Source organism: Terriglobus sp. (assembly GCF_965201105.1).
GTDB lineage: Bacteria > Acidobacteriota > Terriglobia > Terriglobales > Acidobacteriaceae > Terriglobus.
On sequence record NZ_OZ241741.1, the window covers coordinates 2,840,331 to 2,852,916 of the forward strand.

Genomic DNA, 12,586 nt, shown 5'->3' on the forward strand with positions numbered 1-12,586 from the left:
CATTTCTGAGATACCCAAATTAATTGCGGCTGCCCGCCCGGGCTGTAGAAGAATTCTGGCCGCATTAGGAGATGTAAACGAATGCACTCTCGTCTCATGGGAACGCTGCTGCCCTTGGCTGCTGTTCTGTCTATTCCTGCGGCTGGCTATGCCCAAACAACCAGTGCCACTGTTACCGGTGTTGTCACGGATACCACAGGCGCGATCGTGCCCGACACAAACGTCGAGCTCACGAACCCTACCACTGGCGTTTCTTTCAAAGCAAAGACCAACTCCGCGGGTTCCTATCGATTTGGCGAGGTGCCTCCCGGGCCGAACTACCAGCTTACTGTGACGCATGAGGGTTTCGCCTCCGTTTCGGTAAAGGGCATCTACGTCAACGTTGCGAACGTTCGTTCGCAGAATGTGACCTTGAATGCGGGCAGCGCTGTGGAAGTCGAAGTGCAGGCCGGCGGCACCGCTGCGACGATCAACACCGAAGATGCGTCCGTCGGCATCAACTATCAGGTCCAGAAGCTGAATGACCTGCCAATCCAGGACCGCACCACACCTGCTCGTCTTTTCACGTTACAGCCCGGCGTGACCTCTACGGGTTCCACCACTGGCGCCCGCACCGACCAGAACTATATTAGCGTCGACGGTCTGGACGTCAACGACTTCGCGACAGGTGGCGGCACGACGCAAAACGGCACCGCTACGTTCTCAATCGTGGGTGGCGCGCCGGTGGACTCCGTACAAGAATTCCGCGGGACCGTTGGCGGTTTCCAGGTGAACAGTGGTCCTGGCAGCGGCGGTCAGTTCAATCTTGTCACGCGTAGCGGCACGAATTCATTCCACGGCAACCTATACGAGTACCATCGCGACCGCACCACGGTTGCAAATGATTGGTTTAATAAGTTTTCGACGCCTCAGGTTCCACGCCCTCAGCTTATTCGGAATCAGTTCGGCGGCAGCGTGGGTGGCCCGATTCTCCGCGATAAGGCCTTTTTTTTCGTGAACGCGAATTTCTTCCGCACAGCCGCCGGTTCAGTGCAGACCCGTACGGTGCCGCTGGATTCGTTTCGTGGCGGTGTTGTTTCTTATATCAATAACGGCGCTGGCTGTAACCGCACGAGCCGTCAGAACACCACACCCACTTGCATCAGTCAGCTCACCCCCGCTCAAGTCAAAGCCATGGATCCCGCCGGTGTTGGCGTGAATCAAGCGTTGCTGCAGCTTTTCAACTCTGCATATCCGCATGCAAACGACCTCACCGGAGGTGACGGTGTTAACACCGGCACCTTCCGTTTCAATGCTTTGGACCGCGATAATCGGTCGCAGTACGTAGCTCGCCTCGATTACACGCTTACACCAAAAATCAAGCTCCGGGGGGTCGGGAATGTCACGCGACGCGACGCTCGATCGACCTTCCAGCAGTTCCCGTCCATCACTCCACTCGTTCAGCCCGTCAGCGACCGCAGCTATCGCTGGTCAGCCGGCTTCGACTGGCAGATTGGCTCCAACAAGTACAACCAGTTCACGATTGGTCGCGTGGTGCAGGATTTGTCATTCCCGATTACGCAAAATCTGTACAATCCGCCAGATCGCCCGCTTAGCTTCAACACGGGCACAACAACGCTGCTTTCCAATCCTTACAATTCACCGGTTAATGCTCAAGCCCGTCGCGTTCCGATCCTACAATTTGTAGACGATTTCAGTTGGACTGTCGGCCGGCACAACATCACGCTGGGCGGGCTTTTCAAGTACATCCCAACCAGCAGCAACACGAAACTGGACTACGCCACGCAAACCATCGGCCTGGGCGGCAAGAACTCCGGCCTGAGCGCCTCCCTTCGTCCTGCAAATCTGTATACGGGTTCTACAACTGGCACAATCACTTATGACAGCGCCTTTGCGGCCATACTTGGCCGCATCAGCTCGATAAGTGGATCGATCAACTATGACAAGACCGGTGCAGCTCTCCCACTTGGAACCGGGCTGCAGCGGAATTATAAGTACTACCAAACCGAGGCTTACATCGGAGACACTTGGAAGGTCACACCTTCTCTCACGTTGAACTACGGTGTGAATTATCAGTTCTTCAGCGTTCCTTACGAGACAAACGGTCTAGAGTCGGTTAATAATTCAACCTTCAATAATTACTTTGGTGCTCGCGTCGCCGCAGCAGCTGCCGGTAAGACTGGAAACGATGCTGTACCGCTCCAGAGCTACGTCTTGGGAGGTAAGGCGAATAACGGGCCCGGACTATACGACCCGGACTGGAAAAATCTGGCTCCGCGCTTCGCCTTCGCTTACAACCCCTCCTTTGATCGTGAAACGGTGTTTCGTGGCGGCGTGGGTCTTGTCTTCGACCGCACAGTTGCGAGCGCGGTTCTGTACCAACAGGACCAGAACTCATACCTGTTCCAGCAGCCGCTGGTCATCTCGAACGGTGTGTCAGGAAATCCGCGAGCGGCTTTGACGAATGATCCTCGCTATGGAACGACAGTGACGATCACTCCGCCTGCTACTCCAAGATCTGGCTTCCAGCCGTTTGTGAATGCATCTGGACCGTACGGTCTGCAGAATGGACAGGCTTTCAACACCACCATTGACCACAGTCTGAAGACGCCCTATAGCATCACAGCCAACTTCACCATGGAACACAACTTCAGTGGTGGATTTGTCTTCCGTGGCACCTATGTGGGTCGCTTCGGACGCCGTTTGCTGGGCCAGACTGATTCAAACCAGCTGATTGAGTTCGTCGATCCCACTTCGGGACAGTCGATGTCGCAGGCAGTGGGCAATGCCGAAGTGCAGGCCCGCGCGAATCAGCCCATTACACCTCAGCCCTGGTTTGAGAACCTGACGAATGTCTCGTCAGCGGGTTATTCGAGTAAGACAGCCGCGATTGTCGACAACAACGGCAGCCTCTTCGCTGCTGGCGACTTCGCCGACATCATTCAGGCTCTCTCGTCTTCGCTCCCCGCGAACGTAGGCATGGGCGCGCAGTACTCGGCCAACAACTATTACACCAACAAAGGCTTCTCCACCTACCACGGTGCGCTGTTCAGTCTGCAAAAGAATCTGACGCACGGTCTGCAGTTCGACGCAAACTACACCTGGTCACATGCCATCGATAACGTATCGCTCATTGCCAACTCCAATGGTCTTGGTGGTACGGGTCTCATCTGTGACGCACTGCGTCCGCGGCTGTGCCGTGCAAGCTCTGATTTTGACGTGACCCACCTGTTCAACTCCAACTTCACCTACGAGCTTCCAGTCGGTCGCGGGCACGAGTTTGCCTCGAACGTGCCTTGGTTCGTGAACGAGTTGATCGGTGGATGGGCTGTCAGCGGAATCCCTTCTTACCGCAGCGGGTTCGTCTTTACACCAACCGGCGATGCTTTCGTGGCAAGTTACTCAAACAATGCGCCCCTGCTCTTCAATGGAAACACTGCCGCAATCCGTCGCAGCGTCCACACCGACCCGGTGCGCAAGCAGCTAACTTTGTTTGCTGACCCGAACGCTGCCACAAATGCCTTCCAAGGCCCGATTGGCTTTAATATCGGAAGCCGCAACCTGCTTCGTGGACCGGGAGCATTCGAGTTCGACGCAGGCCTCGCAAAGTCCTTCGCGCTGTACAAGGAAGGGGTGAACCTGAAGTTCCGGGCCGATGCCTACAACGTACTCAATCACCCCGTGTTTGCCGCGCCCTACAACGGCAGCGCCAACGCTGACATCAACAATGGCGCCCAGTTCGGCCAGATCACGGCAACAACCGGAAGCCAACCCTACCGCGTAGTCCAGCTTGCATTACGGCTTGAGTTCTAACCAAAATTCACAAGGCAAGAGAGCCTGGCCGATTGGCCAGGCTCTTTCGTTTGAGCCGAAGCGGCAAGCAAAGGTGCGGAGCCGAAGCGCTCCGCACCTAGATTTATACGACCTGCCAGCTACAGGTTGAGGCCTTTAAATACCCGCTCCGGGATGCTGCGGATGACGAACATGATGGGGGCCCAGATGCCTGGGGTGTAGAGGACGTCTTTCTTCTTGTGAACGGCTGCCGTGATCTGCTGCGCGACCTTGTTGGGGTCAGCGAATTTTTCGCTGCCTTTCATGCCGGTGGTCATGCTGGTCTTCACGGGACCGGGTTTGATGGTCAGCACGGTTACGCCTTCGCGATCGATGCGGTTGCGCAGCCCTGCGAGGAACGCGGTCAAGCCCGCTTTTGACGACCCATAGACATAATTTGATTTGCGGCCGCGCTCGCCGGCCACGCTGCTCAGCACTGCCAGCGTGCCGCGCCCCTGGTTCACGCAGAAGTTCGCCAGCCACGTGAGCAGGCTGACGGGCACGGTCAGATTTGTGTGCAGAATGTGCAGCGCGTGGTTCACCTCCTGCTCGGCCTTGGGCTGCTCACCCAGGATGCCGACCGCCAGATACGCCACATCCAGCCCACCCAGCGACGTAATCGCCTTGGCCAGCAGTTCCGGGTGGCCGTCCACGTCGTCCAGGTCCGCTACAGCCGTGTCCACATAGGCAGCGCCGCGCGTCTTCAGGTCCGCGGCAACGGCCGCGACCCGCTGCGCATTTCGCCCGACCAGGAACAGGTTGGCACCTTCGCGCGCCCAGATGCGCGTGGTCGCTTCCGCAATGCCGCTCGTCGCACCCAGTACCAGCACGCGCCGCGGCGTATGCGTCAGGTCACGTTTCGGCAGCGCCACTTCCGGCGCTGTGTCCAAACTCATCTGCTCGGCCATAATCGTCCTTCTCATTCGGCTATCGCACACCCTGTCATTTCGATCGGAAGCACTGATGACTTCATCGTGGGTGCGGAGTGTAGAACTATGCACTTTCCGTTGCCAGGCGTCGCCCGTGCTGGCTCGGCCAGCTTAGGACGGACAGCTTTATTGCGTCACGCGCTCCCAGAAGCTCGACGTCAACAGCGGGTCCTTGTATCGGGCAAAGCGTTCCCATTGCGGATAGCTCTGCTGGAACTGCTCCCGCGTCATGCGCGCATCCTTCGCCGGGTACAGCTTGCCGCCGTAGTCCAGCGTCATGGCGGCCAGCCGGTCGAACAGCGCGAAGCTCTTGTCCGGCTTGATGGGAAAGTCGAGCGCCAGCGTGATGCCCGGCTGCGGAAAGCTCATCATGCCCGGCGACTCCACATCGCCAAACGCCTTCAACACCGCCAGGAAGGATGCCAGCCCGCTCTTCGCCACCTCGTTCAGGATGGCGATTGTGCCCTCGCGCGCGCTCGCCCACGGAATCGCGTACTGGAACTGCAACAGGCCACGCTTGCCGTACATGCGGTTCCAGTGCAGCACTTTATCCAGCGGATAGAAGAACGGCTCGTAATCCTGCAGTGCCCGCACCCGCGGCTTGATCTGCTTGTTGAAGAAAGCCGTGTTGAACAGCGCCACCGTCGCGCCGTTCAGCATTGCGCCCGGCGCATCCATGGGAAAGAACAGCTTCGGCTCTTTGGACCGTGTCAGCTTGTCCGGGATCTTCGAGTGATCGCCCAGCATGAAAATGCCGCGCGCAAAATTCTTGCCGGTGCTGGTCACATCCACCCAGCTCACCGTGTACTCCACATGCTTGTATTGCTCGGTCAGCGCCAGAAACTCGTCGACGCCGTGAAACTGAATGCCCTCGTAATCGATGAACCGCGACACAATCGACTTCAGCTGCAGGCTCACGTTCGTGATCACGCCCGTCAGCCCCAGGCCGCCGATGGTCGCGGCGTACCAGTCCGGGTTCTCGGTCGGCGAGCACTCCATGTGCGTGCCATCGCTGCGCACCAGCGTGAACCGCCGCACATGGCGACCGAACGTTCCGGCCAGGTGGTGGTTTTTGCCGTGAATATCGTTCGCGACCGCGCCGCCCAGCGTCACGTATTTCGTGCCGGGCGAAACCGGCAGAAACCATCCATGCGGCACGGCAAAGTCGAGCAGCTGGCCCAGCGTCAGCCCCGCCTCCGCGGTCAACAATCCGCTCTCGCGATCAAACTCCAGTAAACGGTTCATGCCCGTGGCGACCATCAGGTTGCCGTCCTTCAGCAGGCAGCTGTCGCCATAGCTGCGGCCCATGCCCACCGCTAGTGCGCCGCCCGGCATGCCCGCGTTCTCCTGCATAACGCGCGGAAAATCATCCTGCCAGTTCAACGGGACCAGCTTCGCCGGGTACAGCGGGTAGCGCCCCCAGCTGCGGAACGGCACCTCGCCGATCAGTTGATCGTCCACGTCGCCATGCGGGCGCACCGGCGGCGGCTCGTCCGCGGGCGCTCCACGGTGCTGCAGCACCGGCGATTCCTGCATCGTTTCCATTCCTTCAAGAATACCGGATGCCGCCGCACCACGAACAAAGCAATCCAGCGTCAACTTGCCACGGTCGGCGGCTGCAATGGTTCATCGATAAGCTGTGCGCTGTAGCGCAGCCGAGGCGTGGAATTGTGTAAGGATGCGCAAAGGAAACGGATGACACCTGAACCTGAATCACTGAAAGCTCATTTTGCCGACTTAAACGATGCAGCCTTGCTTCAGGTTGCGTCAGAGCGCGATACGCATACGCCGGAAGCGCAGGCCATCCTACTCAACAAATTGCAAACACGTGGGCTGAACCCGCCGGACCTGACCTCGCAACTCGAGGATCCCACTCCAGAAACATCCACCTGGGTCACTGTCGAGCGGTTCCGGGACCTGTCCAGTGCAATCGTAGCGCGCGGCGCACTGGAAGCGGCCGAGATACCTTGCTTTCTCCGAGACGAAAATACGGTCCGCCTTGACTGGCAGATCTCAAACTTCATCGGCGGCATGCGCCTGCAAGTGCAGCAACAGGACGAGAACGCCGCTCGTCTTGTTCTGCTGCAATCTTTACCGACCGAAATGCCTGCCGAACCAGGCTCCACCCTGGAGCCCGAGGAGCATTGCCCATCCTGCGGCAGCCCGGACGTCCATCGAGTCGAGCGTGGCGTCGGGCTAAGGGCCACCGCGCTTTGGCTGTTTGCTCTCCCGCTGCCGCGCGGTGCACGCTTCTGGCGCTGCCTGCATTGCGGCAGGCAAATTGCTGAACGCGACCTTGTGCTGTTGCCAGAAAGCTAGCTCGTGAAAACCGGCCTGCACGCGCTGCGGTTCATGGCGTCCGGCCTCTTTGATCGCCTGCCGGAGCTGAAATCATCGTCGCCCCACATGGGCGGGACCTGCCCTACTCCATCGCCCGCGCCGACAGCGTGCTCTCACGCGGTCTGCCGGGCAAGTTGAAGCGCGGCATCCTGGCATGTTTTGTCGAGAACTTCTGGGTCACGAACAGCGGCTACTTCACCTTGCCGCCAGTTGCCCGGTTGTGCTGGCTTATGAGTGGTAGCGGGCACCACTTGATATTCGAGGTCTTTGTAACGTGTAGAGTTCAACAGTCCGTACTTGCTCTAGATTTTCCAGAATCCGGCGACGTGCGTCATCTTTCCATCATCTCCATAGCGGGCCACAGTCGTTCCCTTTAGCAACTCCGATCCATCTCCGCCATACAGGATCCACTCCGCAACGGACTGGCCATGATGCTCGATGAATGTGCGAGTCTCGAAGTGCGAACCGGGATACTGCTTTTGGAACTTCTCAAGAAGGGCGGTGAAGGATTCAACACCAGACCCTTCCGTGTCAGGAGTAGAGAAGGAGAAGTTCGTTGCAACAGACTGGGTTAGCAATCTATTTCGCTCCTCTGGCGTGACATTGGCCCAAGCACCGGAATAGGTGTTCCACTGTGAATCGTGAGTGCCGTTCGACATAGATTATTCTCCTGGCTCGACCGAAATGTTCGTGCTCTACATGGCACGATCGAACCCTCTAGACGAGACGATAGTGCCAGGGCCGGGGACAATCTATAAGCGAAGCTCCCAAACTGTTTATCAGGCGTCCTAGCACTATGGATCCGCTGATCGATCTCATACAGCTTCTTAGGCCTAAAGCGACGCTCTGGAGGCAAATTGAGGCAAGTGGTCGCTGGGCAGTCAGCTTCCCGAAGAGGGACGATCTGCTGTTCTGTTCTGTTGTCTACGGAAACTGCCTGATTGTCCGTCCCAACATGGAGCCGGTCAAGATGTCACCCGGCGACTTTGTACTAATACGAACCTCCGTGCCGTTCCGGTTCTCGTCGAACACAAGTGTCAAGCCAGTCGATAGCGTGAAGCTTTTCGGTGCATCGAGCAGCGGTTTGGTCAAGCTTGGCATCGACGAGGGTCACCCGGTGCTGCTGCGGGGTGGAAGATTTCTATTTGACACAGCGAACGAGAACCTGCTCACGGCGCTTATGCCACCCCTTGTCCATATCGTAGCCACTGCCAACCGCTCCGAGCGCATCCGTATGCTCCTGCACATGAATGCATCAGAAGCGGCCGCTTCTGAGCCGGGAAGAGACTTTGTCGTGGCACGGTTAATGGAACTTCTCTTCGTGGACATTCTTCGTGACCCGTACCTTCGCGCAGAGGATGGAGATACCGGCCTACTTGCAGGCTTGGCAGATCCTATTACCGCAAGAGCTTTGCAGACTATGCACGGGAATATGGGACGCAACTGGACAGTAGCGGAGCTTGCCAAACAACGTGGGGTCTCACGGTCAAGATTCGCAGCCCGCTTTCGTAACACAGTCGGTGTAAGCCCTATTCGTTATCTACTCGACTGGAGAATCACATTGGCCAAGGATGAACTCAGGAAGGGAGCGCGCTCGATATCAGAGATCGCGTTCGCTGTAGGTTTCCAATCCATCAGTGCATTCAGCACGGCATTCAGCAGGACCGTCGGATGTCCGCCGAAACAATACGCAAAGAACCGACAACGTTAATTCCGAGAAACGCCGTTGTAGGAAGTGACCCCTAGTTTGCGAGTTTCGAAGCTTCATACAGCTTCATCACCTGCCCGTCACTGCATTTCGTACACCCGTACCCAATCCACCTGCATGGTTGTCGGCAGCTTCGTCGTCGCATTAGGATTACCCGGCCAGTCACCGCCGATGGCCAGGTTGAAGAGGATGAAGAACGGGTGGTCGAAGACCCACTTCTGCCCGCTTGGGACGTCGGCTGGCGTTTCGGTGCCGAACAGTGTTCCATCGACGTAGAAGCGGATCGCCGCCTGCTCCCACTCGACGGCAAACACGTGCCAATCATCCGAAAATTTCTTTCCTTCCGGCAAGTTGAACGGCACCCCAAGCTGGCTGTCGCCGGCATAGCCCGGCCCGTGCAGCGTGCCGTGCACCGTGCCCGGCTTCTTGCCGATCTGTTCCATGATGTCGATCTCGCCGATGCCCGGCCAGTCCTTGAACTCGGCCGTTGGCTCGCCCAGCATCCAGAACGCCGGCCACACACCCTGGCCGCCCTCCGGCAGCTTCATGCGCGCTTCAATGCGGCCATACTTCTGCGCGAACCTGCCCTGCGTCGTCACGCGCGCGGAGGTGTACGGCTTCGCAATGCCGTCCTTGCCGGTGAAGTCCTCGCGGCGCGCCGTAATCAGGAGGTTGCCGCCGCGCTGCTCCACGTTGTTGCGGCGGTTCGTGTAGGTCTCCAGCTCGTGATTGCCGAAGCCGTTGCCGCCCTCCTCCACATTCCACTTCTTCGCATCGATGGCGGCGCCGTCGGGTGCGTTGAACTCATCGCTCCACACCAGCCTCCATCCGGCGAGCGGCAAAGGCTCCTTGCCCGCAGCGGCTGTGATTTCGGAAGAGGGATCCTGCACCACGCGAACGAAGAAGTCGTTCGTGTCCACCGCAAATGTCGCACGGCTCCCCGGCGTGGTTTGCCACTCGCCAACCTTCGGCTGCACCGTCGTCCAGTGCGCCGGGTCGCCCACGCGCACCGGCAGGTTAAAGTTCGCCACGGGCGAGTCCCAACGGTAGTCCACCGTACCCGCCGCGTTCCCCGCCGCACCCACCACCTCGTCGTGGTAGCGCAGCTCCAGCGCCGGAATCGCCGTGTACTTCAGGTACGCATCGAACACCGGCGTGTAATCCCTGCCGAGCCGCTGGTTCATGTACGCCACCAGCTCCTCGGTCATGATGTTTTTGTATGCGAAGTGCGTCGCCACATCGTGAAGCGTGCTGAACCACTTCGCGTCGTCCTTCACTGCACTGCGCAACGTATTCAGCATCAACGCGCCTTTGAAGTACTGGTCGATCGGCGGGTCGCTGTTGGCCCCGCGCGGCTGCAGAATCGGTCGCTGATAACGGACCTTGGGTCGCAGGCTGTCAATGTAGCGCACAGCATCCGCGTGACCATACATCGCCTCCACGAACACGTCTTCCATGTACGTGCAGAAGCCCTCCTGAATCCACATATCCGCCGGGTCGGCCGCGCTCACACTGTTGCCGAACCACTCATGCCCGCTCTCGTGAATGATGATGAAGTCGAACCGCGGACTGATGCCCACGCCGGTCCAGTCCGGCCTGATGTAGCTGTTTTTGAACCCGTTGCCATACGCCACCGCGCTCTGGTGCTCCATGCCTGCGTACGGCACCTCCACCAGCTTGTAACCGTCGCGCGCAAACGGGTACGGCCCGAAATACTTCTCAAACACGTTCAGCATCGGGCCAGCCTGCGCGAACTGCACGTGAGCCTTCTCCAGGTTTTCCGGCTGCACGTAGAAGTCCATGTCCACGTTGCCGTATTGCGACACGAGCTTGTCGCTCCAGTGCGCGTAAGTACCGATGTTCAGCGAAACATCGTAGTTGTTGATCGGGTAGGTCACGCGCCAGTCCCACCGCGTATAGCCACCGCCCACATCGCGCGACCCCAGCAGCCGCCCATTGCTCACAGCGGTCAGCCCTGTCGGCACCGCGACGTGCATGTCCACGCCCTCTTGCGGTTCATCGCGCCACTGGTCCTTGTTCGGCCACCAGATGCTCGCGCCGTCGTCCTCGCAGCTCGTATAAATCCACGGCCTGCCGTGCGGATCGGTGCCATACACCATGCCGCCGAAGCGCCCAACCGCCTTCGGCTGCCCCGACCACGCAACCGTCACCTCGTAGGTCTTGCCCTGCTTCAGCGCCTTCGGAAAGCTCACAAAGAACGGCGTGCCCGCGCGCTCAAACTTCAGGTCCTTGCCGCGCAGCTTCACGCTGTCGATGTTGAGCGCCGGGGTCAGGTCCAGTTGAATGCGCGACCCGTCCTGCAGCATGCGAAACCGTATCGCAACCGTGCCCCGTATTGTTTTCGCGGCCGGGTCCACACGCACGTCAAGCGTGTAGTGCAGCAGGTCGTTGTTCGCCCGCTCCAGCCCGTACGCTCCACGCATCAGGTTGGATGGGGTTGCGGCCGTGCCCGCCTGCGCCGACGCAATACCACAACCGACAACCGTGGCAACCAGGGACAAGAGAACACGCAAAACCAATCGCAAACGCATGCGACCAGCTTATGCGCAACCCGCGGCACAACACACCCTGCTCTGTGTTCCCTTTTGCCGTACTCTTCGCGGCCAGGGTGAGATTTCGCGCCCTGGCCTACTTCCGCTGCCCGCTCAGCTTCGACGCGGCTGCCGCCTTCTGATCGCCCTTCTTCTCCGCAGGCGTCTGATTCTTCTTCGGCTTGCAGCTGCCCTTCTCACCCTGCTTCTTCCCCGGCGTCGGCTCGTACCCCGGCCAGCACGCGTTGGCCGCGCTCGACTTCTTGCCGCTTGCGTCCTTCTTCGCGCTCTTCTTGCCCGGTGTCTTCTTCGTGTCCGCACCGGAGATGTGCCGGCGCTTCGCCGCAGTCTTCGTGTTCGCGGACTTGGTCGCCCGCTTCACCGAAGGCGGCGCGCTCTTCTTCGCCGCGGACTTTTTTGCCGATGACTTCTTGGCCGATGTGCTCTTTGACCCGGAGCTCTTCGAATCGCTCTTCTTTGCGCTCGACTTCTTGGTTGCGGACTTCTTCGCGGTTGCCATGTTCACTTAGAGCCGCAACGCACAGAAGGCGTTTGCCGGACTTGCGCATCGCGTTGCAAGACACGCAACGCGTGATGCGTACCTTGCAACCTCATGCCAAACGAATGCGAATGGCGCCCTTCGCGGTCGACGGATCGACAATTGCGCCGCCCTGCGTGATCACCACCTCGCCCCGCGCAACCAACCTGCGCGCGGCCGCACGCGCCGGCTCCATCAGCGGCTCCCAGACCTCGTGGGCCGCATCGCCCGCCACCGCACGCGCCGCCTCACTCGGGCAGATCGTCTTTCCCGCGCCACGCTCCCGCAGCAAGCGCAGGGTCGCCTCCTCCAACGCCTGGTCCCGCGCTCCTGGCTTGTGCTTCCGGCAGGCATCGCTGCAGAAGCGGACGTTCTCCCAGTCGCGCTCCCACTTTTTTCGCCACTCCATCGCGCGCCCGCAGGCCACGCACGTTTTCGCCGCGGGCACCCCCGCTTTCGCCTGAACGCCTCGCCGCTTCTCCATCGCTTCCACACTCCCACCAAGGTGTTATGACGCTCTAACACTGCCGGGTCAGGCATGTACCCCGAACGTTCGCTCACGCCACGCTCCCGTGCCATAGAGAACCCGTCCGGAACCGCGCAATCTTGACCATGTCAGCCGGGTCAGCACCCCACTCCCGCTGCAGAAAAGAGCAACACGCCGTGCATGATGTCATAATCGCCGTCT

9 protein-coding genes are annotated in these 12,586 nt (G+C 59.4%); 3 read left to right on the top strand and 6 right to left on the bottom strand.

All coding sequences use genetic code 11. The features are described 5' to 3' along the window. The first annotated feature begins 81 nt into the window (after positions 1-81). Complete coding sequence (locus tag ACOFKT_RS12445) at positions 82-3,813, top strand: carboxypeptidase-like regulatory domain-containing protein (protein WP_419804303.1); 3,732 nt, start codon at positions 82-84, stop codon at positions 3,811-3,813. A gap of 119 nt (positions 3,814-3,932) precedes the next feature. Here the strand turns inward: ACOFKT_RS12445 and ACOFKT_RS12450 are convergent, their stop codons facing one another. After that, positions 3,933-4,727, bottom strand: coding sequence for an SDR family oxidoreductase (locus tag ACOFKT_RS12450; protein ID WP_419807164.1), 795 nt, complete (start codon positions 4,725-4,727; stop codon positions 3,933-3,935). 159 nt (positions 4,728-4,886) lie between these two features. Then, positions 4,887-6,305, bottom strand: a complete 1,419-nt coding sequence (locus tag ACOFKT_RS12455; RefSeq protein WP_419804304.1) for an FAD-binding oxidoreductase — start codon at positions 6,303-6,305, stop codon at positions 4,887-4,889. A 150-nt stretch (positions 6,306-6,455) separates the two neighbouring features. Here ACOFKT_RS12455 and ACOFKT_RS12460 point away from each other — a divergent pair, with 150 nt between their 5' ends. Continuing rightward, entirely contained in the window at positions 6,456-7,079 is a 624-nt protein-coding gene (locus tag ACOFKT_RS12460; RefSeq protein ID WP_419804305.1) for a DUF2007 domain-containing protein, read from the top strand. 323 nt (positions 7,080-7,402) lie between these two features. Here ACOFKT_RS12460 and ACOFKT_RS12465 read toward each other — a convergent pair whose 3' ends face one another. Then, on the bottom strand, positions 7,403-7,759 hold the full coding sequence (locus tag ACOFKT_RS12465) for a hypothetical protein (RefSeq protein ID WP_419804306.1): 357 nt from the start codon (positions 7,757-7,759) through the stop codon (positions 7,403-7,405). Between the two features lie 137 nt (positions 7,760-7,896). Here ACOFKT_RS12465 and ACOFKT_RS12470 point away from each other — a divergent pair, with 137 nt between their 5' ends. Continuing rightward, the gene (locus ACOFKT_RS12470) at positions 7,897-8,811 is read left to right on the top strand and encodes an AraC family transcriptional regulator (RefSeq protein WP_419804307.1); all 915 of its coding nucleotides are present in this window, start codon (positions 7,897-7,899) and stop codon (positions 8,809-8,811) included. Positions 8,812-8,888: 77 nt separating this feature from the next. Here the strand turns inward: ACOFKT_RS12470 and ACOFKT_RS12475 are convergent, their stop codons facing one another. The 3 genes from ACOFKT_RS12475 to ACOFKT_RS12485 form a co-directional block, all read right to left on the bottom strand. Beyond that, positions 8,889-11,360 carry a family 16 glycosylhydrolase gene (locus ACOFKT_RS12475; RefSeq protein WP_419804308.1) on the bottom strand — a complete coding sequence of 824 codons (2,472 nt, stop codon included), beginning with the start codon at positions 11,358-11,360 and terminating at the stop codon, positions 8,889-8,891. A gap of 97 nt (positions 11,361-11,457) precedes the next feature. After that, complete coding sequence (locus tag ACOFKT_RS12480; RefSeq protein ID WP_419804309.1) at positions 11,458-11,880, bottom strand: hypothetical protein; 423 nt, start codon at positions 11,878-11,880, stop codon at positions 11,458-11,460. Positions 11,881-11,971: 91 nt separating this feature from the next. Continuing rightward, complete coding sequence (locus tag ACOFKT_RS12485) at positions 11,972-12,382, bottom strand: DUF3253 domain-containing protein (RefSeq protein ID WP_419807165.1); 411 nt, start codon at positions 12,380-12,382, stop codon at positions 11,972-11,974. Positions 12,383-12,586: the final 204 nt, after the last annotated feature.

Excerpts from the sequence above, each read along its gene's own strand:
- ACOFKT_RS12455 (WP_419804304.1), bottom strand. The coding sequence starts at position 6,305 with ATGGAAACGATGCAGGAATCGCCGGTGCTGCAGCACCGTGGAGCGCCC.
- ACOFKT_RS12445 (WP_419804303.1), top strand. The coding sequence starts at position 82 with ATGCACTCTCGTCTCATGGGAACGCTGCTGCCCTTGGCTGCTGTTCTG.
- ACOFKT_RS12465 (WP_419804306.1), bottom strand. The coding sequence starts at position 7,759 with ATGTCGAACGGCACTCACGATTCACAGTGGAACACCTATTCCGGTGCT.
- ACOFKT_RS12470 (WP_419804307.1), top strand. The coding sequence starts at position 7,897 with ATGGATCCGCTGATCGATCTCATACAGCTTCTTAGGCCTAAAGCGACG.
- ACOFKT_RS12450 (WP_419807164.1), bottom strand. The coding sequence starts at position 4,727 with ATGAGTTTGGACACAGCGCCGGAAGTGGCGCTGCCGAAACGTGACCTG.
- ACOFKT_RS12480 (WP_419804309.1), bottom strand. The coding sequence starts at position 11,880 with ATGGCAACCGCGAAGAAGTCCGCAACCAAGAAGTCGAGCGCAAAGAAG.
- ACOFKT_RS12460 (WP_419804305.1), top strand. The coding sequence starts at position 6,456 with ATGACACCTGAACCTGAATCACTGAAAGCTCATTTTGCCGACTTAAAC.
- ACOFKT_RS12475 (WP_419804308.1), bottom strand. The coding sequence starts at position 11,360 with ATGCGTTTGCGATTGGTTTTGCGTGTTCTCTTGTCCCTGGTTGCCACG.
- ACOFKT_RS12485 (WP_419807165.1), bottom strand. The coding sequence starts at position 12,382 with ATGGAGAAGCGGCGAGGCGTTCAGGCGAAAGCGGGGGTGCCCGCGGCG.